Origin of the sequence: Streptococcus oralis (genome assembly GCF_026782085.1) — a bacterium.
In the GTDB taxonomy this organism is placed as follows: domain Bacteria; phylum Bacillota; class Bacilli; order Lactobacillales; family Streptococcaceae; genus Streptococcus; species Streptococcus oralis_DA.
The window spans coordinates 125,609-148,110 of record NZ_JAKUVW010000004.1 but is presented as its reverse complement, the minus strand read 5'-3'; the positions used below and the strand labels follow the sequence as shown (position 1 = coordinate 148,110).

Sequence of the window (22,502 nt, the reverse complement as noted above, 5' to 3'; positions counted from 1 at the left end):
GTATTATTATACCAAAAACATGCTTAAAAATCACCTTTTTCCTACTGAAACTAAAGGAAAAATAGAAAAAGGAGGCATGGCCTCCTCATCTGATTATTTACTGTTTCGCGCTTCTTCCAAAATCTTAGAAATTTTGGTGGTCAAAAGGTCAATAGCAACGGTATTGCTGACTCCTTCAGGAATGACGATATCAGCATATCGTTTGGTCGGCTCAATAAACTGGTGGTACATAGGTTTTACCACACCTAGGTATTGGTCAATCACGCTATCCAGACTACGGCCACGCTCCTCCATATCTCGCTTGATCCGACGAATAATACGCACATCATCATCTGTATCCACAAAAATCTTGATATCCATCAAATCGCGCAGACGCTTGTCCTCCAAGACCAGAATCCCCTCAACGATAAAGACATCCTGAGGCTCCTGACGATAGGTCTTGCTACTCCGTGTATGCGCTGTATAGTCATAAGTTGGAATGTCCACTGGGCGCCCTGCCAACAATTCCTTAATCTGCTCGATCATCAAGTCTGTATCAAAGGCAAATGGATGGTCGTAGTTGGTTTTGACACGCTCTTCAAAGGTCAAATGAGACTGATCCTTGTAGTATGAATCATGCTCAATCATGGAAATCTTTTCATCAGGAAAATGCGATAAAATGGCTCTTGAAACACTGGTTTTACCACCACCAGAACCACCTGTCACTCCGATAATGATTGGTCTATTTTGCATGCTATCCTCCGTTTTTTTATCCGTCGTCTATTCTATCACATTTTTTGTAAAATTTATAGTCTGATTTGGATAGTCTAGGGGGAAACGATTCCATCCCCACACTCTAGTTAAACTAGCTAAAAACCTTCCTTGGCTTGTAGAGATTGCCCCTTTTTTCTAGAATGGCTAGCAATGTATCTCCTTCAAAGGCAGCCAATTCTTTGTCCGTTTGGTCTAGCTCGATAAAACGACCAAAGCGCACTTCTGTAGCTTCTTCTGGACTTAGGAAAACTTTGACAAGATTCCCTATTCCAATTTCAAGAGGATGGAGAAAGTCCAGCTGACCAGCCTCCACTTTTGCAGCAATTTCGTCCAAGGTAAGAGCATCCTCCAGTTGTAACCCTGCAGCACTAGTCCGTGTCAGATGCGACATATGGGCCGCGTAACCAAGCTTCTCTCCCAAGTCAACTGACAAGGTACGGATATAAGTTCCTTTACTGCATTTTACACGAAAAGTAAATCGTGCTAGATGACCCTCATAAGAAATCGGACTTGTTCGTTCAAATTGATAAATGGTCACCTGACGTTCTGGACGCTCCACTTCCTGACCTGCACGCGCATACTCATAGAGCTTGCGACCATTGACCTTGACAGCCGAGTACATAGGTGGAATCTGAGTAATAGGCCCAGTCAGACTCGCAATCGCTTCATCGACAATGGTTTCATCCAAGGGCGACAAAACAGGGGTCTCTGCGACCACTTCTCCACTGGCATCCTCAGTCGTCGTTGAATAACCAATAGTGATTTCCCCCTCATAGACCTTGCCCTCGTCCTGCATAAACTCGACCATGCGGGTCGCCTTACCAACCGCAATCGGCAAAACACCCACCACATCTGGATCCAAGGTCCCACCATGACCAATTTTCTTGGTTCCCAAAATCTTACGCAGCTTAAAAACCGCATCATGCGAGGTCATCCCCGCTTCTTTTTTTAAGTTGATAATACCGTTCATGTGTTGCTTTCTGATTTCATTCATGAAATATCTTCTTCAAGAATTGTAATGTAATTATCTTTTGTAACAAAAGATAATGTGGCTAATCTTCTTGCTTGGTTCATAACTATCCTATCAAATACATTTCTTACAAATCGCCCATTTGCATTTTTATTTTCAGGATTGTTACTATGTAATTCTAAATATTTTTTTAATGTTTCTTTTGCAGAATCATGCAAAATGTATTCTTCATTTTTACAATGTGAAAGAAAAATGTCAAACATTTGGTCCACAGTATAATCTTCAAACGTAATAAAATAATTAAATCTTGATTTTAACCCAGGATTAGATTCAAAAAATTTTTTCATCAATTCATCATATCCAGCAACAATAACCACCAAATCATCTCGATAGTCTTCTAATGCTTTAGTTAACTCAGTTAAACACTCTCGACCATAACTATCACTTTTATCGTTTTCAGTAATACTATATGCTTCATCAATAAACAATACACCACCTTTGGCTTTTTGTATCAATCTCTTAACTTTAGAAGCCGTTTGTCCTTGATATTCTGCTATTAAGTCTGTTCTACTTGCCTCAATAAAGTGGCCTTTACTTAATATTCCTAATGACCGGTACATATTCCCAACGATTCTAGCCACAGTAGTTTTACCAGTACCTGGATTACCTAAAAACGCCATATGCATCGTTCTATTTGTTTTTTTAAGACCGATTTTTTCTCTACTTTGCTGAACTTTATTAAATGCGACTAGATCTTCAATCTCTTTCTTCACATTTTCTAAACCTATTAATGACTTTAAATCATTTGCTAATGCTTCAAATGATTTATTATTTGTTTCTTTCAAAATCAAATAATTTGTATCAATAACTCTAGAGCCAAGATATTTATACAATAATTCCAATATGCTAGTTTGCTTATCTTTGATTGTAGAGAATGTCTCTTTAGTAGTTAAGTTTCCTAATCGTTTTATAAACTCTAAGTCAGCATTTTTAACATTATCAACAATATCTTGAAGAATTACTTCTAATTCATAAGTACTATTTGTTAAATCATCAATTTTCTTCACTTCTGATTTTAACAACTTTAAATAAGTTTCACTAATCATCTACATTCCTTTAAACAATAGAAATAATACTATTAAAACAACAGCGACTACAAGAGTATAGAATCCTTTTCTTAGAAAAACAATCTCTTTTTGTTTCTCTTCTAGTTTTGTTTCAAGACTTTCAACAATTAACTTTAGATTATCTCTCTCTGTTATTGATTTATTATTGATTTCATCAAGGAAATTTTTAAAATTATTTTGTTTTTCTTCAACTTGTAAATGCAAATCGTTAAAACTATTTTCTATTTTCACTAATGTTTTTAGATTCGCTTTTAAAGTATCAATTTCAATTTGAATTTCACTTTGCTTCTCTTCAAGTTGTTCTAACTCTTCTAGCTTTTTATGATGTTTCTTCAATATATCAATTAAATCTTTATTCTGGTTAAAAACGTCATCTAATAGTTTTTTATTACCAGTTTGATATTCTTCTATCTCGTGCAATCCCTGCATAGCTTTATCATTTGCCTCTTTGGCTGCAATCAAAGACTTTGAAATACTTTGAATATACTCATCATCCAATATTTGGAAAGTTTCATAAATGGTATTAAATTCCTGAATAATCTTTTTAATATGCTTGTTTTGTTCAATCATTCTATTTTGAACAGCATCGGTGAGAGCATTTAAATCCTTACCTTTAACATCATATTCCATACCAATAAATCCTAGCATAGGATCGTCTTGTGGGACAGTCGGTAAATCTGATTGTTCTGGAATTTCTTCACTAAAAGCTTTCAACGCTTCTTTTTTTTCATTAAATCTTTCAGACTTTGCTAAAACCTGAATCTCTAATTCTTCTGACATAACATTCTCCTATAGTAAATCGTTTAATGCACTTTGCATTTCTTCAAGTTCACTTTGCTTTTCATCAAAGTATATTTCATTAGCTAATAATCGCTGTTTGAAATCAATCTTTGAATTAGAAAACTCCTCTTGAACATTACCAAGAAGTTCTCTTAGTTTTTGATGGTTCTTAGCCATCTTAATGAATATATCATTTCGCTTAACAGCAACATTTTGCTCGGCAACAAAAATTTGAACATCCTGAATTCTTAACAATTCGTTTTTCTTATTAGCTTGTTTCTTTTGATTTTCCTCAATTAATTTTTTTGAAATAAATTGATCAAGTCCGTTAATGATTATCGCTCCCAAGATTCCAGTTAGTAAACTCGCAAAGAACATCCCTAAAATATTAGCAATTGTTCCTAGGAGTTTTATTTCAAAAGTCATACCTGGTACCTTATTTAAGAACTGCTCAAAATATTCTCCTAAAAACATTGCTCCTACAGCAACTAAACCAGAAGTAATGATTTTTGAAATGTGAGCTATCTTAATTGCTGTAGAATGTGTTTGATTTTCAGGGTTAGATAAATAAGAAATGCTTTCTCTGATAGAACCAAATAATTGTTTAATCAAGTTTGGAAGTTTTTGTAATTTCTGGTTAAATGCGCCAATAATTTCTCCAACAATGCTTCCAACAAAACTATCTACACCCACTTTAATAAAATCTTTGATTTTACCAAAAAATGAATGAAGTGCTTTTTTCATTTCCTCCATAAATGTATCAAAAGATTGTTTTTTTGCTTTAAAATACCTCACTAGAGCATTCATAATTTCCTTCAGCATTCCAAAAAGAGCTGCAACAAACATAGCTTTTATAGCATCTTTACCAGCTTTATTGGCCATTCTGACAGAAGCTTTCTTTGCAATATCCTTATTAATAGCTTTCTTTGCTGTCTTCTCAGCCTTAAGCATCTTCTTTGAATCAGCTGCTAGTTTATCATTTAATCTTTTATTATTTTCAGCTTTAAGATTTCGCTTTTCGGCATCTGAGATATTCATCTTATCTATTTTTTCATTTGCTTTTTTAACTTGTTCTCTAAGATTTCTTTCTCTTAGTTCCTTATTTTTTATGTAATCGCTATTAGATTTTGCGCCTTTACTTTTATTAAGAGATTCATTAGTCGCAGATAAATTTTCAGATTTGTTAGCTAAATCAGAAGGATCAATATCTGCTATTTTTCTCCATGGATTTTCAAAAATCTGTTTTCGCGGTACGATGTGATCCAGATTAGCTTTTTCGTTTATTTTTAATTTTTTTCCGGTGTATTCATCCTTCAAGTTTCCTAATTTTTGCTTATGTTTCATTGCCTTATTTGCATCAGTATATCTTTTGTCTTTAACAATCTGATCAGCAATTTCTTTTGTATAGCCATTTGGGTTCTTTTCGTTATATTGCTTTAGTAATGTATCACTTGTCATATCTAAACCAATTTGATTCCCGAATTGATTCCAAATTTCATCCAAAATAACATCTCCTAATTTATCCGGTGAACTAATTTCTTTACAATCTACTTCTAATTTCTCAAGATTAGAAAACTCCATTGTAAATTGCTGTTCCAATAGTTCTTCTAACTCATCATAGTTTAAATTTTCGGACTCATTTACTTCTTCAGTATTCAATACTAATAATTCATTTTCCACTGCTTTCTCACTCCCCCTTCAATGCTTCAAACTTCGCTTTCATGGTTGGATTTTTTCGGGTCAATTTTTTTACTGAAACATCTTCCAATTTGTTATTGGCAAGGCGGAGTTGGTTTTCGGATGTGGTTAGGAACTTTTTGACCTCTTCCATGCGTTTGATGGCCTTATCGATTTCATCGATGGCTTTACCAAAGTTGGTCGAAGCAGAGTTGTAGTTTTTGGCAAAAGCTACTTTGAAGGCATCCAAGTCTTCTTCAAAATGTGTAATATCGATATTTTGCTCTCGAACCAAGGCCAACTCTTGCTTGTATTTAAGTGAATTAAGCGCTGCATTACGCAAGAGCCCAATCAACTGAATAAAGAATTGAGGACGGACCACATACATCTTTTCATACTCGTGGCTGACATCAACAATCCCTGTGTTAAAGTAGTCGTTATCTGCTTCTAACATAGTCACCAAAACAGCATACTCACAGTTCTTTTCCCGACGGTCCTTGTCTAATTCTTTGTAAAAATCCGAGTTCTTATGCTTCTTCTCTGTTCCATCCGCTTCATTTTTCATTTCAAACATGATGGAAATGAATTCTAGACCATTTTCATCAAAATCACGGAAGATAAAGTCCCCCTTAGATCCACGCGCAGAGAGCTGGTTATCCTTCTCAAAGTAGGCATTTGGAAAGGCAAAACTACGAACCTTGTTAAACTCACTCTCTGCATACTGTTCCAGGCTTTCACCGATAGCTTTTGTGGATTGTTGAGCTTTAAAATTCTTGTAAAACTCGACCTGCTCACTGGCCGCCTTGAGCTGGGCTTCGTAATTTTGCTTGAGGGAAGCTAGAGATAACTCATTTTCCTTTTCTTGCAAAAGAAGCTGATTTTTGACCTGATCGCGCTCTTTTTCTAAGTCAGAAAGGGTCTTTTGCAGTTGATTTTCATGCTCCAAACGCAAGGTAGCCAGTTGGTTTTCCAAGACCTGTACTTCCTTGTCTTTAGCCAATAAAGCCTCATGACTTGTCTGTTCAACCTCTTTCTTGGCAAGTTCTTTTTCCGTATCAAAGTTTTGGATTTGACTCTGCAATTGCGCAATTTCTTGATCCTTCTGAGCCAGTTTAGACTGTTGCTCATTCATGGCTTTTTGCTCAACCAAGGCCAGCTCCTGCTTCATCCGATCGTGTAATTCCTTGTCAAACTCAGCTGTTCTCACTTGGGATAAAAGTTCGGCATACTGGCTCTCATTTACTGTAAAGACTTCCCCACAGTTGGGACATTTGATTTCGTTCATAACTTTCCTCTTTCTAGACTTCTGTAACCATTATATCATGCCTGAGGGAAAATCAAAAACAGCGAGTCGAAACCCACTGTTTATATCTGTTACTTTAAATTTTTTCCAAGGCCAAGCGCAAATCTTCAATCAAATCCTCTACATTTTCAAGACCGATAGACAAGCGGATTTGGTTTGGTGTTACACCTGCTGCTTCTAGATCTTCTTCTGACAACTGACCGTGAGTGGTTGTCGCAGGATGGACAACAAGAGATTTGGCATCTGCCACGTTTGCAAGGTCAGAGAAGATTTCCAAATTATCAATTACCTTGCGAGCTTCTGCCTCTCCGCCTTTAACATGGAAGGTAAAGATTGAACCAACACCTTTTGGCAAATATTTCTCAGCCAAGGCATGATAAGGACTGTCAGCTAGTTTTGGATAATTTACCTTCTCTACCTTAGGATGGTTAACAAGGAAATCAACAATTTTCTCTGCATTTTGCACATGACGTTCAACACGAAGAGAGAGAGTTTCAAGCCCTTGGAGCAAGAGAAAGGCATTAAATGGCGACAAGGCAGCACCTGTATCACGGAGCAATTGAACACGAACAGCGATAATAAAGGCTGCTGCACCCACATCACGAGTATAGCTCAAGTTATGGTAACTTGGGTCTTCCTCAACAAATTGAGGGAATTTTCCTGAAGCTTCCCAGTCAAAACGACCGCTGTCGACAATCACTCCTCCAATAGTCGTACCATGTCCACCAATAAACTTAGTTGCTGAGTGAATGGCAATATCTACACCGTGAGAGAAGACGTTAATCAAATATGGTGTGACAAAAGTATTGTCCGAAACGAGAGGAATCTGGTGTTTATGCGCAATCTCAGCCAATTTTTCCAAGTCAGGAATGTTAATCAAGGGATTCCCCAAGGTTTCAATCAAGACAAGCTTTGTATTGTCATTGATAGCTGCTTCCACTTCTTCCAAATTATCCACATCGACAAAGGTAGTTGTGATTCCATAACGAGGAAGGGTTTCCTTCAAGAGATTGAAGGTCCCACCGTAAATAGTTGACGCAGCCACCACATGGTCACCTGCGTGAGCAAGCGCCAAAATAGTGTAGGTTACAGCAGCCATACCTGATGCTGTCGCTAGCGCTCCAACACCACCTTCAAGAGCAGCAATTCTTTCTTCAAATGCCGCTGTTGTAGGGTTTGTGATACGAGTATAAATGTTCCCTGGTTTTCTTAAGGCAAACAAATCGGCACCTTCTTGCGTGTCATCAAAAACGAAGGATGTTGTTTGATAAATCGGTACTGCACGAGACTTAGTTGCTGGATCAACTACTTGCCCAGCATGTAATTGTAGGGTTTCAAATTTAAAATCACGAGTCATATGACGACCTCCAAATAGCTTCATTAGGGATATTGTATCATCTTGTGCTAGTCTTTTCCAATACCGTTTTTCTATATTTTGATATAAGGAACAACTATGACTAGTCTTACACATCAAACAAAAAAGCACGATTAACTCGTGCCCGTTTTTTAATCTACATAAGTATCTTCGTTTTTGTTGAGGAAAGCGTATGGCAAGCCCATCAAGAGACCTCCTCCGATAAAGTTTCCGACAAAGGTTACACCCCAGTGACGAAGAATATTAGGGATGTCAAAGTTAGCAATTGAATCAGCAGCAACACTGAACTTAACAATCGCAAAAGAAGCAAAGTTCGCAGCAATATGTTCGTTTGTTAAGAATACAAACATGTAAATTGCTGACAAAACAAGCCAAAGTTTAGCCCCACCGTCTTTCACCAAAACAAATGAAAGAATAGCAATGTTTACAAAGATATTGGCTAAAATACCTTCAAGCAAGACTAGCTCATTGGAACGGCCTAACTTCATCTCTACAACCCCTGAAATGAAGCTATCATGTGTTAGATTTGCATAGGCTGCTGAGTGGGCAAAGCCCCAACCTGCTATCAAAGCTCCGATAAGGTTGAACAAGGTACAGTAAAGTAAAATCTCAGCTGTTTTTCTCCATGAAATTTTTTTCAAGAAACTACCAGCTGTCAAAAACATCATATTTGAAGTTACCAGTTCAGCATTCAAGAAAACAATGTAGGCCAATCCCCAAGCAAAAACAAATGGGAAGAGAAAACGTCCACTACCTGGAGCGATCTTATTAATCAAGTCAGCCCCAACTGCGCCTGCAGCCGTACTAAATGTCAGAAAAGCACCTGCAAACATGGAACGAATCGCATACTTAAACTTACTTTGGCTATAAAGACTTTCTTTCTTCTTGCAAGCAAATTCAATCTTTGAGATAAATTCTGAAGAGACCATAAAAAACTCCTAAACTTTTATTTGTGATAATTATAACATAATTCTTGTTTTCTAGAAAGCGTTTTCTGTAAAATTCTAAAATATTTATCTTAAAAATCTTTATCCTAAGCCTTCTTATCCTTTTTCATAAGAACTATTTTGATTCTATTTGTTCATATAAAAAACCAGTGAAATAGCACTTCACTGGTTCATTCATTCTTAATAACGTTGTTTATATGGTTTATTAAAGGCTTTCAAAATATCCTCAGAAGTCTCAGAATAAGCTTTTGATTCTTTAAAGATACCTTTGACGATTATACGCTCGGTCGCATTATAATCAACACAGGTAACCAAAGTAATCTCCTTTACGCCATCACGATCTTCGATTTCATCTACGCGGTCTGGTGTAACACGTTTAACTTCTGTAATCTCATAAGTATAAACTTTATCCTTATCCGTCAGGTAAATTTTCATACCTGCTTTGGCATTGACCAAAGGTGAGAAGAGCATCTGGCTAGCATTTTCAGCAGTAAAGATATGGTGACTGGCTAGAGAATAGTTCCCTTCTCCCATTTTTTGATCGGGTTTCATGGTCCCTGCTCCGTAGAACAAGTTTACATTATCCAACCCTTTGAAAATAGGGAGGTTAATCTCCACTTCGGGAATAGCAATACCTCCAATAACGGGAAGTTTCTGAGCATCCCATTGTGAAGCCAATACAGCTTCAGATGAAATAGACTTAACAGAGTCAAAATCAAAATTTCCTTCGGTTTTTAGATTTTCATCTATATTTTCCTTAGTGACTTGATTGACTTGGTATTTATTGGTATTCCAGACCAAAAAGATATCGCGAATCTTTGAATTAAAAATTAAAGCTAGCGATAAAAGAATTAAGAAACCCGCTAAAATATTGATAAATAGATTTCTGCGCTTGTTTTTCTTACTCTTTTTATTTTTCGTTTTTTTATGAGACATTATGCTTCACCTTCTGTTTCAATTTCAGTCCCAACTTCTTCTTTTTCTGCCGCAGCAACCGTTGTAAAGGTTACAATCTTAGCATCCTGATCTAGACGCATCACCTTAACTCCCATAGTTGAGCGTCCCGTTTGTGAAATATTGGCAACGTTTGTACGAATCATGACACCTGTATCTGTGATAATCATCAGGTCTTCATCCCCCTTAACAGTGAGGAGACCTGCCAGAGGACCATTCTTCTCAGCAACATTGGCAGTCTTCATCCCTTTACCACCACGGCCCTTAGTAGGATATTCAGTAGCCAGTGTACGTTTACCATATCCTTTTTCAGTGATGATAAGAACCTCATCTTGGTTTGTAATCACGCTAGCACCAACTACTGTGTCTCCATCACGAAGATTGACTCCTCGGACACCTGTAGCGATACGGCTCATGCCACGAACAGCTGATTGATTAAAGCGAACAGCATAACCAAACTTGGTACCAATGATAATATCCGTATCTTCTTCTGTCAGCAAGACATTAATCAATTCGTCTTCATCCTTGAGATTCAAGGCTTTAAGTCCATTTTGACGAATATTAGCGAACTCTTTAACACTGGTTCTCTTCACAATACCGTGACGAGTTGTAAAGAAGAGATAGGCGTCATCACTACGTTCAGACTCAACGTTGATGATGGTCTGAATACTCTCACCTTCGTCCAACTTCAAAAGATTGACAACTGGCAAGCCCTTAGCGGTACGACCGTATTCAGGAATTTCATAACCTTTCAGTCGATATACGCGTCCTTTATTGGTAAAGAAGAGCAAATGATCATGGGTACTGGTTGAAACCAACTCACGCACAAAGTCATCATCCTTAACCCCCGTACCTTGAACTCCACGGCCACCACGTTTTTGAGCAGTAAACTCACCTTGGTCCAAACGTTTGATATAGCCCTTGTTAGATAGGGTAATCAAGACATCCGTTTCTTCAATCAAATCTTCATCTTCAAGAGTTAAGACTTCTCCGATCATCAACTCCGTACGACGCTTGTCACCAAACTTGCGTTTGACTTCGTCCAATTCCTCTTTGATGATTTGCGCCACGCGCTCAGGTTTGGCAAGAATATCAGCCAAATCTGCAATCAAGGCAATTAATTCATCATATTCAGACTGAATCTTATCACGTTCCAATCCTGTCAAACGACGAAGACGCATATCAAGGATAGCTTGACTTTGACGTTCAGAAAGCTTGAACTTGCTCATCAACTCAGCTTGCGCTTCCGCATCTGTTTCACTGGCACGAATGATACGAATCACTTCGTCGATATGGTCAAGTGCAATTAAAAGACCTTCTAAGATGTGCGCACGCGCTTCTGCTTTTTCCTTGTCAAAACGAGTACGGCGAACAACCACTTCTTTTTGGTGCTCGATATAAGCATCCAAAATTTGACGAAGGGACAAGATTTTTGGCACGCCATTTTGAATCGCCAACATGTTGAAACCAAAATTGGTTTGCATCTGGGTCATCTTGAAGAGGTTGTTAAGGATAACGTTGGCAGACGCGTCGCGTTTAACCTCGATTACAAAGCGAACGCCTTCACGGTTGGACTCATCACGTACGGCTGTAATGCCCTCAATTCGTTTTTCCTGAACCAAGCGAACAATATGCTCATGCACCTTGGTTTTATTAACCATATAAGGGAATTCCGTTACAACGATGCGCTCCCGACCCGTCTTAGTGGTTTCAATCTCTGTACGAGAACGAAGGACAATGGAACCTTTACCAGTCTCATAAGCCTTATGAATACCTGATTTCCCCATGACAAGAGCGCCAGTCGGAAAATCTGGACCAGGCAAGACTTCCATCAAGTCCTTAGTCGTCACTTCAGGATTGTCCATAACCAACTTCACTGCATCAATGGTTTCACCCAAGTTGTGAGGTGGAATATTGGTTGCCATCCCAACAGCGATACCCGTTGCTCCATTGACCAAAAGGTTTGGAAAACGAGCTGGCAAAACCAAGGGTTCACGTTCGTTAGCATCGTAGTTGTCTACGAAATCAACGGTGCTTTTATTGATATCACGAAGCATTTCAAGAGCAATCTTGCTCATACGTGCCTCAGTGTACCGCTGCGCGGCAGCACCGTCCCCGTCCATAGAACCAAAGTTTCCATGCCCATCAACAAGCATGTAACGGTAGCTCCACCACTGAGCCATACGAACCATGGCTTCGTAAATAGAGGAATCTCCGTGTGGGTGGTATTTACCCATAACATCCCCTGTAATACGGGCTGATTTTTTATGAGGTTTGTCTGGTGTAACACCTAGTTCATTCATTCCATAAAGAATACGACGGTGAACAGGTTTTAAGCCATCTCGAACATCAGGAAGAGCACGCGCTACGATAACACTCATGGCGTAGTCGATAAAGCTGGTCTTCATCTCCTTTGTCAGATTAACATTCACTAAGTTTTTATCCTGCATTCATAAATGCCTCATTTCACTATTAGTAATTAGATATATTATACCATAATTCGTCCTTCATTTCAGTCTTTGGAAATCACTAAAACGTTTACATCGATGACCGAATAGAATATTCGTGACAAAGCTTTTTAAAAGTGATAGAATGAAAGTGTCTGGGGATTCCCCTAAAAAAAAATGAAGGAGATGTTTAGATAATGACTTCAACTAAACAACACAAAAAAGTGATCCTTGTTGGTGACGGTGCCGTAGGTTCATCTTACGCTTTCGCACTTGTTAACCAAGGAATTGCACAAGAGCTTGGAATTATCGAAATTCCACAATTGCATGAAAAAGCTGTTGGTGATGCGCTTGACCTTAGCCACGCCCTTGCCTTCACTTCACCTAAAAAAATCTACGCTGCTCAATACTCTGACTGTGCAGACGCTGACCTTGTTGTTATCACTGCAGGTGCTCCTCAAAAACCGGGTGAAACTCGCCTTGACCTTGTAGGTAAAAACTTGGCTATCAACAAATCAATCGTAACACAAGTTGTTGAATCAGGTTTCGATGGTATCTTCCTTGTTGCAGCTAACCCAGTTGACGTTTTGACTTACTCAACTTGGAAATTCTCTGGATTCCCTAAAGAACGTGTTATCGGTTCAGGTACTTCACTTGACTCAGCACGTTTCCGTCAAGCACTTGCTGAAAAATTGGATGTTGATGCTCGTTCAGTTCACGCCTACATCATGGGTGAACACGGAGATTCTGAATTTGCGGTTTGGTCACACGCTAACATCGCTGGTGTAAACCTTGAAGAATTCCTTAAAGATACTCAAAACGTTCAAGAAGCTGAATTGATTGAATTGTTCGAAGGTGTTCGTGACGCTGCCTACACAATCATCAACAAAAAAGGAGCTACATACTATGGTATCGCTGTAGCGCTTGCTCGTATCACAAAAGCAATTCTTGATGACGAAAATGCAGTACTTCCACTTTCAGTCTTCCAAGAAGGTCAATACGGTGTTAAAAACGTCTTTATCGGTCAACCAGCTGTTGTTGGTGCACATGGTATCGTTCGTCCAGTAAACATTCCATTGAACGACGCTGAAACTCAAAAAATGCAAGCATCTGCTAAAGAATTGCAAGCTATCATTGATGAAGCATGGAAAAACCCTGAATTCCAAGCAGCTTCTAAAAACTAATGAAAAAAAGGTTCTCAAACATGGGAACCTTTTTCTTTTTGCACAGAATCATAACTCAACTTTTCAAATAAACAAAAAAAGCCTATCGATCAAGCAATGAAGCTTGATACAATAGGCTTTTTGAAAATTCATTATTTAACAGCGTCTTTAAGAGCTTTACCAGCTTTGAATGCTGGTACTTTAGAAGCTGCGATTTTGATTTCTTTACCAGTTTGTGGGTTGCGACCTTTACGTGCAGCACGCTCACGAACTTCAAAGTTACCGAAACCGATCAATTGAACTTTTTCACCAGCTGCAAGGTATTCAGTTACTGCTGCAAATACAGCGTCAACTGCTGCTGCTGAATCTTTCTTAGTCAATTCTGTAGCTTCTGCTACTTTAGCGATCAAATCTTGTTTGTTTGCCATGTTAACAAATCCTCCAAATAATTTCTAATTAACAAATATAATCATATCCTAAAATCGGCTATAGGTCAAGTCAAAAACACTATTTTGACCATTTTTTCTCTATTTTTTTAGGAATTGTAGCGAATTAGAATTGCCCAAGCATTCTCTCCAGTATGAGTTTGAATAATAGAGCCAGTTTCCAATACAGAGATTGGCTTCTCAACATAAGGTTGCAATAATGCCTTCATCTCATTCGCCAATTCGTTCGTTCCAGCATAGGAAATTCCAATTTCTGCAACTGATTTTTGGGAAAGAGTATTGGTTAATTCCTCAAGCCACTTTTTGAAAGTTTTCGCTCCACGTCCTTTGGCGATTGGTTGGAGTTCGTGGTTTTTCATCTGCATTACTACACGAATATTCAAGAGTGAGCTTAGTAATCCTGTCACACGTCCAATACGACCACCCTTAACTAAGTTTTCTAGCGTCGAAACACCGATATAAAGTTCTGTATGATTTTTGACGTCCTCTACATGAGCTAAGATCGTTTCTAAGTCTTTACCCTCTTTAGCAAGTTTTGCGGCTTCAACAACTTGGAACTTCATCGCTTGATCTGTAAAGGAACTATCAATAACTGTTACATCAGCAGTTGAGAGACTTGCCCCTTGGCGAGCAGCTTCCACAGTTCCAGACAAGGCATGGGACATGTGAATGGCGATAATTTGACTGCCATCTTTACCTAGTTCTTCAAAGACCTCAGCAAACACTCCTACAGGTGGCTGGCTTGTTTTAGGCAGATTCTTACTTTGTTGCATAAGATGAAGGAATTCTCCCTCTTTCAAATCTGCATCCGAATAAAGCACACTATCAATCATAACTGATAGAGGGACAACAGTGATATTTAATTCTTTAACTACTTCTGGTTCGATAGTAACAGAAGAGTCCGTTACAATTTTTACTTGTGTCATAATTCAATCTTTCTATTCTTCTCGATAGGATTGGGATTTTCTCCTTTATTATATCAAAAAAATGATAAAAAATCATAAGTGATCCGATGAAAAGAACTGAATTTTTGGTATAATCTATCTATAGAAAAGTGAGGAACAGCTATGATTCGAAAACTTCAACCGATTATTACCATTATTTGGGGAGCTGCTATCTATGCCTTCGGTCTTACCTACTTTGTTGTTCCTTATCATTTATTTGAGGGTGGGGCGACAGGTATTACCTTGATTACCTACTATCTCTTTAAGATTCCTGTCTCATTGATGAACCTCTTGATTAATATCCCTTTATTTATCCTGGCTTGGAAGATATTTGGACCTAAGACCCTCTACTCCAGCCTTCTAGGATCTATTTCACTTTCCGTTTGGCTAGCAATCTTTGAGCGCATTCCTTTGCACATCGACTTGCAAGGGGATCTCATCATTGTCGCTTTAGTCTCAGGTGTCTTACTAGGGGTTGGTTTAGGAATTATCTTTAATGCTGGTGGAACCACTGGTGGCTCTGATATCGTTGCCCGTATCCTCAACAAATACACCAATATTTCGATTGGTAAATTGCTCTTTGGGATTGACTTTTTTATCCTAATGTTGATTTTGATTATCTTCCAGGACCTTCGTCTAGTTACCTATACCCTCTTATTTGACTTTATCATCGCTCGTGTTATCGACTTGATAGGCGAAGGAGGTTATGCTGGTAAAGGATTTATGATTATTACCCAATATCCTGATCAATTGGCCAAAGAGATTAACGATGAACTCGGACGTGGCGTTACCTTTATATCTGGTCAAGGCTACTACAGCAAAAAGGATTTAAAAATTATCTACTGTATCGTCGGTCGAAACGAAATCGTAAAAATGAAAGATATGATTCACAAAATTGACCCTCAAGCCTTTATCACCATCACTGAGGCTCATGAAATTCTGGGTGAAGGATTCACTTATGTGAAAGATTAAAAAAGCTGGGAATTCCCAGCTTTTATTCTGCTTCTGCGAGCGTTGAATGGCGAACCCCGTAAGCAAAGTAAATGACTAGACCAACTACAAGAACAATGCCAAAAGCAATCCAGGTATCTAGACTATATTGAAGCATAAAGGAAACACAGATAAGAATGGAAAGAATTGGCAAAAGTGGCACCAAGGGAGTTTTAAACTCTCCCTCTTTTGGCATGCCCTTATCCTTTCTGAGTTTTATTATTCCGTAGGCTAGCAAAATGAGATAAGCTAGCGTACAGATATTTAAGAAGGCTGCAATACTGGCTAGAGGAAAGACTCCTGCAGCAATGGCTGAAGCAACTCCTGTTAAGAGGGTCGCATTTTTAGGAACGCGACTAGTCTTGCTTAATTGTTTGAAACTTTGAGGTAAAAGTCCATCACGTGCTAAGCTATAAATCATCCGAGACAAAGCATAAGTCATGGAGATACATACGGTTATCAGGGTTAGAATGGCTACAAGCGAAACATAATTTGCCGCCCAGCCGATACCAATACTCCGTAATGAAAATGCTACTGCATCGTCCACATTGAGCTTACTGTAGTGAACAATCCCTGTCAATACTAAGGTTACCAAAGCATAGAGAATGGTGACGATTGTCAGAGAAAGCACGATTCCGCGGGGAATATTTTTTTGCGGGCTTTGAATTTCATCAACTGCCATGGAAATAGACTCAAATCCGAGAAATCCAAAGAACATCAAAGATGCACCCGCCATAATCCCAGTACTTCCACCATATAGTTGACCAAAACCAAATGGAGCAAAATTCGTCCAATTTTCAGGCTTGATGTACCAAATACCAACTAGGATAAATAAGGCGAGAGCTGAGAATTTCAAGACCACTAAAAGCGAATTAAATCTCAAAGCTGCCTTAGAATTTAATAAAACCAATCCCGTTACCAATGTCAGTACTAAAATAGGCAAAAGATCGATATAGGTTCCCTGTTCAGGATTAAAGGTTCCATTCAAGGCTTGGGGCATGGAGATACCATAATTACTGAGCAGTCCCTTAAAGTAAGCTGCCCAGCCAGACGCCACACCTGAAACAGCTGTCATGAATTCCATGATGGTCAACCAACCAGCAATCCAGGCTGGCAATTCTCCTAGAATTGCATAGAGGTAACTATAAGCACCACCAGTAGCAGGCACACGAGAGGCAAATTCTGCGAAAAAGAGGGCTGAAAGAGAAACACACAGGGCAGAAATCACAATGGAAATCACTAGTGATGGACCAGCTAACGTGGCTGCTGCTGTTCCTGTAATGGTGAAAATCCCCGTCCCCACCATGGCACCAATACCTAGAAGAATCAAATCCCACAATTTCAAATGGCGATGCATCTCTGTCTGTCTCAGACTAACATCCTTGGTTCTAAAAATATTCATTCTTCATCTCCACTAAATGTAATTGTTTTATTTTACCATATAAAAGTATTTTTGTGAATATTTATTAGCTTCTTTTTTGAAAAAAATTCTGAACAGAAAGGATTCCTGTTCAGAATTTGCATTTTTAACCACTGATTTTTTCAATTTGTTACTGATCAAGCGAGTAGGTTCAACAGTATACTCCATTGAAAGTTTTTTAAGGATTTGGAATTTTAAACTTCAAAGTAAGGGAACGGACGGTCACTATCTAAAGGACGATTTGGAACTTCTTGTTCCAAAATAGCGCGCCAACCAGATACCAATTCTTCAAAAGTCAGTTGTGCTTCTGGAGAAGCTGTTGTCAGCTTCCGACCAAACCAAGCCATGGTTGCAGTTTCAAACTGAAGCATAGCGTACTGGATTACTGGTACATTTGCCTCTTCATAATTTTCATTTACTGCACGCGCTACTTCTGCCGCTTGCGGAAGGAGTTGATTGCTGATTTTATCAACAACAGTCGCATCCATCTCTCTCCATGAAAGAAGTTGACCATTTACCTGATAAAAGAGCTCAAAGGTTTCTTGATTTTCCTTGAAATTAGCAAGAACAAAAGCACGTTCTACTGCCTCAGGACCACCAGCAGCTTTTACAGCGTTTATCAAGAGGTTTTGTTCCATTTGTCGCCAATAATCATCTGCTTCTTCTACTAAATCAACTGTAAAAGGTGGAACAATTTCCTCGACAGGAATTTCACCTTTATTCGCTTTTTCAACATTGCCAAATAATTTTTTTAAGAATCCCATTTGCTTCTCCTTTTGGGTTTTATCCGACAGATCCTTCCATTTCATAACTAATCAAGCGGTTAAGCTCAACTGCATATTCCATTGGAAGTTCTTTTGTGAAGGGCTCTACAAATCCCATAACGATCATCTCGGTTGCCTCAGATTCTGACAAACCACGGCTCATGAGGTAGTAGAGTTGTTCCTCTGAAATCTTAGATACTTTGGCTTCGTGTTCCAATGCGACTTGCGAGTTGTGGATTTCATTGAATGGAATGGTATCTGACGCTGACAAGTCATCCATGATAATGGTATCACACTCGATATGAGAAACAGATTTCTTAGAGTTCTTGTTAAAGGTTACTTGTCCACGGTAGTCCACCTTTCCTCCGCCTTTTGCGATGGATTTAGACACGATAGACGAGCTTGTATGTGGGGCGTTGTGGATCATCTTAGCACCCGTGTCTTGGTGTTGCCCAGCATTAGCAAAGGCGATAGAGAGCATGGTACCACGCGCTCCTTCTCCATCTAGGTAAACAGATGGATATTTCATGGTTGTTTTAGCACCCAAGTTACCATCAATCCACTCAACAGTCGCATCTTTCAAAGCTTTGGCACGTTTTGTTACCAAGTTATAGACATTATCAGACCAGTTTTGGATGGTTGTATAGCGCATATAAGCTCCGTCCAAAGCGAAAATTTCTACAATGGCAGCGTGCAAGCTGTTGCTAGAATAAGTTGGTGCTGTACATCCTTCTACGTAGTGGACGCTTGCTCCTTCATCAACAATAATCAAGGTACGTTCGAACTGACCTGTATTTTCGTTGTTGATACGGAAGTAGGTTTGAAGTGGAATATCTACCTTGACACCTTTTGGCACGTAGATAAAGGTTCCACCCGACCATACTGCAGAGTTGAGGGCTGCCAACTTGTTATCAGTCGGTGGTACCAACTTCGCAAAGTATTGTTTAAACAAGTCTGGGTATTCCTTGAGGGCAGAATCCGTATCTGTAAAGATAATCCCCAATTTCTCAAACTCTTCCTTCATGTTGTGGTATACCACTTCTGACTCGTACTGGGCAGAGGCCCCTGCTAGATAAGCACGTTCAGCTTCTGGAATACCGATACGTTCAAAGGTTTCTTTAATCTTTTCAGGTACATCATCCCAAGAACGGGCAGGTTTATCAGAAGGTTTTTGGTAGTAGATCAAGTCATCAAAATCAATCTCTGACAAGTCTGCTCCCCAGGTTTGCATAGGCATTTTTTTGAAGGTTTCATAAGACTTCAAACGGAATTCTAACATCCACTCAGGTTCTCCCTTAGCAGCTGATAATTCGCGAATGACTTCTTCATTCAATCCTTTTCCTGTCGATAGGACAGGCTCTACATCGTCATGGAAACCAAATTTATATTCACCAAGGTCAATTGGTTTTGGTTCTACTCTTTCTTCAGCCATAATATCCTTTCTTTCATTCTTCATTTCTACTGATTCGTAAGACAAAAGAAACTTGTCTTACTGTTTTTCTTGATCTTCAATTGTTTTCTTAAGTGCATTCCAAGCTAGAGTTGCACACTTAATCCGTTGTGGGAATTTGGCAACACCTGATAAGAAAGCCGCGTCTCCAAGTTGGTCTTGACGCTCATCTTTTTGCCCTTGAACCATTTCAGAAAAAATAGTCGCAAGTTCTAAAATTTCTTGTTTGGTCTTGCCTAAAACTGCATCTGTCATCATACTAGCAGAGGCAGTTGAAATCGTGCATCCTGAATTTAGAAAAGCAATATCTTCCAAACGGTCCTCTGCATCAAACTTGACAGAGAGGTTGATAACATCCCCACAGGTTGGATTATTGAGACTGATTTGCTCAGCATCTTCCAGCTTCCCTTGGTGATGTGGATTTTTCGAATGGTCCGCTACCACTGCCATATAAAGGCTATCTAGTTTAGAAAGTGCCATTGAAAAACTCCTTTGTCTTTTGTAGGGCATCAACTAGCTTGTCACAATCTGCCTTGGTATTGTAGATATAAAAACTTGCACGAGCTGTTGCCGGGACTTCCAAATACTGAAGCAAAGGTTGGGTGCAATGGTGACCAGCACGAACAGCCACTCCTTCATAATCTAATGCTGTAGCAAGATCATGAGGATGAAGATCCCCTAGGTTAAAGGCAATGACACCTGAACGTTGAGCCAAGTCCTGCGAACCATAAATGGTCAAACCTTCAATGGCCTGCAATTTTGGATAGACATATGCTATCAATTCCTGTTCATGAGATTCAATGGCATCCATACCAATCTTTTCCAGATAATCCACTGCTGCAGCAAGTCCGATAGGACCTGCCATATTTGGCGTTCCAGCCTCAAATTTCCATGGCAATTCCTTCCAACTAGCAGATTGCTCATAGACGAAATCGATCATCTCACCGCCAAATTCAACTGGTGACATTTGTTCCAGATACTTTTCTTTACCGTAAAGAACACCAATACCAGTCGGACCAGCCATCTTGTGACCTGAAAAGGCAAAGAAGTCCACATCCAAGTCCTGGACATCGATCTTCATATGGGGCGTAGATTGAGCGCCATCCACCACCATAATAGCTCCAACTTGGTGGGCCAATTGCGTGATTTCTTTGATAGGATTAACCACACCAAGGACATTAGAGGCATGAGCTAGCGAAACAAACTTGACCTTGTCCGTCAATTTAGCGCGCAAGTCATCCATATCCAGAGCTCCGTCCTTGAGATAAACATAGACAAGCTCTGCCCCAGTCTTGCGACAAGCTTCCTGCCATGGAATGATATTAGAATGGTGTTCCATTACTGAAATCAAGACCTGGTCTCCCTCAGTCAGGATTTCCTCAGCAAAGCGCGCCACCCAGTTAAGGCTGGTTGTCGTTCCTCTGGTAAAGAGAACTTCCTTTGTAGAGCCTGCATTGATAAACTTACGAATGGTTTCACGAGCAGCTTCATAAGAAGCTGTTGCTCGCTCAGCCAAGGTATGAACACCACGGTGAACATTGGCATTGTCCTGCTCATAGTAGCGGTTGATTGTTTCCAGAACTGCTAGTGGTTTTTGTGTCGTCGCAGCATTGTCCAGATAGACCAGAGGTTCATCGTTGACAATCTGGTCTAAAATTGGAAAATCCTTACGAATCGCTTCTACATCTAACATAGGCTTCCCCTTAGCGTTTTGACAATTTTTCTTCAATAGTTGCAATCATTTCGTCACGAACTTCTTTGACTGGAATCTCAACAATTACGGAGCCAAGGAAACCGCGAACAACCAAACGTTCCGCAGTCGCCTTATCCAAACCACGACTCATGAGGTAGTACATGTCTTCTGGATCCACCTGACCGATAGAAGCCGCGTGACCTGCAGTAACGTCATTTTCATCAATCAAAAGAATTGGGTTGGCATCTGAACGCGCTTGGTCTGAAAGCATGAGAACACGGCTTTCTTGTTGCGCATCTGCTCCCTTGGCACCCTTGATGATGTGACCGATCCCATTGAAGGTCAAAGTTGCTTTTTCAAGGATAACCCCATGTTGAAGGATATTTCCGATTGAGTTGCAACCATAGTTAGTCACACGAGTGTCAATCCCTTGAACCTGACGACCACTTGAAAGAGCTACGACTTTAAGGTCAGCATGGCTACCATTTCCAATCAAATCGCTATCAAAATCAGCAACAACATTTCCTTCGTTCATGACACCGATTGCCCAGTCAATGCTTGCATCGTTGCCTAGTTTACCACGGCGGCTAATGTAGGCAGTGACATTTTCACCTAAACGGTCAATAGCAGCAAATTTCACTTGTGCACCAGAACGAGCAATCACTTCAACTGTGATATTGGCAGTTGCCTTCGCACTACCTTCACCTCGTGACTCTAAACGCTCCAGATAACTAATCTTAGAATTTTTACCAGCGATAATCATAATATGCTTGTTAAATGGCACATCGCTATCGCTGTCTTGGTAGAAAATCCCTTCGATTGGCTCTGTGATTTCTACGTTATCTGGAATATAGAGAACAGCACCACTGTTAAAGTAAGCTGTATGGTAGGCTGCCAACTTGTCATCGTCATACTTAACAGATGACATGAAGAATTCCTCGATAAGTTCGGGAATTTCTTCTAAAGCTGAGTGGAAGTCTGTAAAGATTACTCCTTGTTCAGCCAATTCAACTGGAGTTTGTTCAAAAACAGTCTGCGTTCCTACTTGCACCAACTTCAAGTGATTATCTAGAGCCGTGAAGTCAGGAACATTTGCTGAAGGCTCACTTTCTGTGATGGTTCCATCTCCCAGATTCCAACGGTGAAATTTGACACGCTCAATGACTGGTAATTCCAAACTCTCAATCTTATCAAAAGCTTTTTGACGGAGGTCAGCCAACCAGCTTGGTTCAGCGTGCATTTCTGAAAAAAGTTTAATATTCTCTTTAGTCATTTACTTCTCCTAAAAGATACGAGGGA

20 protein-coding genes are annotated in these 22,502 nt (G+C 39.5%); 2 read left to right on the top strand and 18 right to left on the bottom strand.

Going from position 1 to position 22,502, the window contains the following annotated elements; translation table 11 throughout:
- Window positions 1-93: 93 nt before the first annotated feature.
- The 10 genes from udk to gyrA all read right to left on the bottom strand — a co-directional run bounded on the left by udk (window position 94) and on the right by gyrA (window position 12,336).
- Window positions 94-732, bottom strand: a complete 639-nt coding sequence (gene udk, locus MK395_RS02845; RefSeq protein ID WP_001181370.1) for a uridine kinase — start codon at window positions 730-732, stop codon at window positions 94-96.
- A 112-nt stretch (window positions 733-844) separates the two neighbouring features.
- A complete protein-coding gene (truB, locus tag MK395_RS02840; protein ID WP_268711668.1) occupies window positions 845-1,723 on the bottom strand; it encodes a tRNA pseudouridine(55) synthase TruB in 879 nt (292 codons plus the stop codon).
- A gap of 20 nt (window positions 1,724-1,743) precedes the next feature.
- On the bottom strand, window positions 1,744-2,829 hold the full coding sequence (locus tag MK395_RS02835) for an AAA family ATPase (protein WP_000622662.1): 1,086 nt from the start codon (window positions 2,827-2,829) through the stop codon (window positions 1,744-1,746).
- The gene (locus MK395_RS02830; RefSeq protein ID WP_001288177.1) at window positions 2,830-3,630 is read right to left on the bottom strand and encodes a hypothetical protein; all 801 of its coding nucleotides are present in this window, start codon (window positions 3,628-3,630) and stop codon (window positions 2,830-2,832) included.
- A 9-nt stretch (window positions 3,631-3,639) separates the two neighbouring features.
- Window positions 3,640-5,310, bottom strand: coding sequence for a hypothetical protein (locus tag MK395_RS02825; protein WP_044020625.1), 1,671 nt, complete (start codon window positions 5,308-5,310; stop codon window positions 3,640-3,642).
- Between the two features lie 7 nt (window positions 5,311-5,317).
- The gene (locus MK395_RS02820) at window positions 5,318-6,592 is read right to left on the bottom strand and encodes a DUF2130 domain-containing protein (protein ID WP_268711234.1); all 1,275 of its coding nucleotides are present in this window, start codon (window positions 6,590-6,592) and stop codon (window positions 5,318-5,320) included.
- A 94-nt stretch (window positions 6,593-6,686) separates the two neighbouring features.
- Window positions 6,687-7,967 (bottom strand): O-acetylhomoserine aminocarboxypropyltransferase/cysteine synthase family protein, encoded by a 1,281-nt coding sequence (locus tag MK395_RS02815; RefSeq protein WP_268711667.1) that lies wholly within the window; start codon window positions 7,965-7,967, stop codon window positions 6,687-6,689.
- A 149-nt stretch (window positions 7,968-8,116) separates the two neighbouring features.
- A complete protein-coding gene (locus MK395_RS02810; RefSeq protein ID WP_000254787.1) occupies window positions 8,117-8,914 on the bottom strand; it encodes a formate/nitrite transporter family protein in 798 nt (265 codons plus the stop codon).
- A 198-nt stretch (window positions 8,915-9,112) separates the two neighbouring features.
- Entirely contained in the window at window positions 9,113-9,868 is a 756-nt protein-coding gene (locus MK395_RS02805; protein ID WP_268711233.1) for a class A sortase, read from the bottom strand.
- Window positions 9,868-12,336: a DNA gyrase subunit A gene (gene gyrA / locus MK395_RS02800; protein ID WP_268711232.1), complete on the bottom strand. Its 2,469-nt coding sequence runs from the start codon at window positions 12,334-12,336 to the stop codon at window positions 9,868-9,870. Before gyrA ends, MK395_RS02805 begins: the two co-directional genes overlap by 1 nt.
- Window positions 12,337-12,530: 194 nt before the next feature.
- Here gyrA and MK395_RS02795 point away from each other — a divergent pair, with 194 nt between their 5' ends.
- A complete protein-coding gene (locus tag MK395_RS02795) occupies window positions 12,531-13,517 on the top strand; it encodes an L-lactate dehydrogenase (protein WP_000204722.1) in 987 nt (328 codons plus the stop codon).
- 131 nt (window positions 13,518-13,648) lie between these two features.
- Here MK395_RS02795 and MK395_RS02790 read toward each other — a convergent pair whose 3' ends face one another.
- On the bottom strand, window positions 13,649-13,924 hold the full coding sequence (locus MK395_RS02790; RefSeq protein ID WP_001284636.1) for an HU family DNA-binding protein: 276 nt from the start codon (window positions 13,922-13,924) through the stop codon (window positions 13,649-13,651).
- A 107-nt stretch (window positions 13,925-14,031) separates the two neighbouring features.
- Complete coding sequence (locus tag MK395_RS02785) at window positions 14,032-14,868, bottom strand: DegV family protein (protein ID WP_049490733.1); 837 nt, start codon at window positions 14,866-14,868, stop codon at window positions 14,032-14,034.
- A gap of 141 nt (window positions 14,869-15,009) precedes the next feature.
- On the opposite strand from MK395_RS02785, the gene MK395_RS02780 reads away from it, so the two are divergent.
- On the top strand, window positions 15,010-15,858 hold the full coding sequence (locus MK395_RS02780) for a YitT family protein (protein WP_268711231.1): 849 nt from the start codon (window positions 15,010-15,012) through the stop codon (window positions 15,856-15,858).
- A gap of 22 nt (window positions 15,859-15,880) precedes the next feature.
- On the opposite strand, the gene MK395_RS02775 is transcribed toward MK395_RS02780, so the two are convergent.
- The 6 genes from MK395_RS02775 to sufD form a co-directional block, all read right to left on the bottom strand.
- Entirely contained in the window at window positions 15,881-17,278 is a 1,398-nt protein-coding gene (locus tag MK395_RS02775; protein ID WP_268711230.1) for an APC family permease, read from the bottom strand.
- Between the two features lie 212 nt (window positions 17,279-17,490).
- Window positions 17,491-18,060, bottom strand: a complete 570-nt coding sequence (locus tag MK395_RS02770) for a hypothetical protein (RefSeq protein WP_268711229.1) — start codon at window positions 18,058-18,060, stop codon at window positions 17,491-17,493.
- Window positions 18,061-18,079: 19 nt separating this feature from the next.
- Window positions 18,080-19,492: a Fe-S cluster assembly protein SufB gene (gene sufB, locus MK395_RS02765; RefSeq protein WP_049478151.1), complete on the bottom strand. Its 1,413-nt coding sequence runs from the start codon at window positions 19,490-19,492 to the stop codon at window positions 18,080-18,082.
- A 57-nt stretch (window positions 19,493-19,549) separates the two neighbouring features.
- Window positions 19,550-19,990 (bottom strand): Fe-S cluster assembly sulfur transfer protein SufU, encoded by a 441-nt coding sequence (gene sufU / locus MK395_RS02760; RefSeq protein ID WP_001218478.1) that lies wholly within the window; start codon window positions 19,988-19,990, stop codon window positions 19,550-19,552.
- Window positions 19,977-21,203: a cysteine desulfurase gene (locus MK395_RS02755; RefSeq protein WP_268711228.1), complete on the bottom strand. Its 1,227-nt coding sequence runs from the start codon at window positions 21,201-21,203 to the stop codon at window positions 19,977-19,979. The genes sufU and MK395_RS02755 overlap by 14 nt, the downstream gene beginning before the upstream one ends.
- Before the next feature lie 10 nt (window positions 21,204-21,213).
- Entirely contained in the window at window positions 21,214-22,476 is a 1,263-nt protein-coding gene (gene sufD, locus MK395_RS02750) for a Fe-S cluster assembly protein SufD (protein WP_042902171.1), read from the bottom strand.
- Window positions 22,477-22,502: the final 26 nt, after the last annotated feature.

Coding starts and splice junctions, on each gene's coding strand:
- udk (WP_001181370.1), bottom strand. CDS start 732: ATGCAAAATAGACCAATCATTATCGGAGTGACAGGTGGTTCTGGTGGT.
- gyrA (WP_268711232.1), bottom strand. CDS start 12,336: ATGCAGGATAAAAACTTAGTGAATGTTAATCTGACAAAGGAGATGAAG.
- MK395_RS02785 (WP_049490733.1), bottom strand. CDS start 14,868: ATGACACAAGTAAAAATTGTAACGGACTCTTCTGTTACTATCGAACCA.
- MK395_RS02790 (WP_001284636.1), bottom strand. CDS start 13,924: ATGGCAAACAAACAAGATTTGATCGCTAAAGTAGCAGAAGCTACAGAA.
- MK395_RS02820 (WP_268711234.1), bottom strand. CDS start 6,592: ATGAACGAAATCAAATGTCCCAACTGTGGGGAAGTCTTTACAGTAAAT.
- MK395_RS02815 (WP_268711667.1), bottom strand. CDS start 7,967: ATGACTCGTGATTTTAAATTTGAAACCCTACAATTACATGCTGGGCAA.
- truB (WP_268711668.1), bottom strand. CDS start 1,723: ATGAACGGTATTATCAACTTAAAAAAAGAAGCGGGGATGACCTCGCAT.
- MK395_RS02755 (WP_268711228.1), bottom strand. CDS start 21,203: ATGTTAGATGTAGAAGCGATTCGTAAGGATTTTCCAATTTTAGACCAG.
- MK395_RS02810 (WP_000254787.1), bottom strand. CDS start 8,914: ATGGTCTCTTCAGAATTTATCTCAAAGATTGAATTTGCTTGCAAGAAG.
- sufU (WP_001218478.1), bottom strand. CDS start 19,990: ATGGCACTTTCTAAACTAGATAGCCTTTATATGGCAGTGGTAGCGGAC.
- MK395_RS02770 (WP_268711229.1), bottom strand. CDS start 18,060: ATGGGATTCTTAAAAAAATTATTTGGCAATGTTGAAAAAGCGAATAAA.
- MK395_RS02795 (WP_000204722.1), top strand. CDS start 12,531: ATGACTTCAACTAAACAACACAAAAAAGTGATCCTTGTTGGTGACGGT.
- MK395_RS02830 (WP_001288177.1), bottom strand. CDS start 3,630: ATGTCAGAAGAATTAGAGATTCAGGTTTTAGCAAAGTCTGAAAGATTT.
- sufD (WP_042902171.1), bottom strand. CDS start 22,476: ATGACTAAAGAGAATATTAAACTTTTTTCAGAAATGCACGCTGAACCA.
- MK395_RS02775 (WP_268711230.1), bottom strand. CDS start 17,278: ATGAATATTTTTAGAACCAAGGATGTTAGTCTGAGACAGACAGAGATG.
- MK395_RS02780 (WP_268711231.1), top strand. CDS start 15,010: ATGATTCGAAAACTTCAACCGATTATTACCATTATTTGGGGAGCTGCT.
- MK395_RS02805 (WP_268711233.1), bottom strand. CDS start 9,868: ATGTCTCATAAAAAAACGAAAAATAAAAAGAGTAAGAAAAACAAGCGC.
- sufB (WP_049478151.1), bottom strand. CDS start 19,492: ATGGCTGAAGAAAGAGTAGAACCAAAACCAATTGACCTTGGTGAATAT.
- MK395_RS02835 (WP_000622662.1), bottom strand. CDS start 2,829: ATGATTAGTGAAACTTATTTAAAGTTGTTAAAATCAGAAGTGAAGAAA.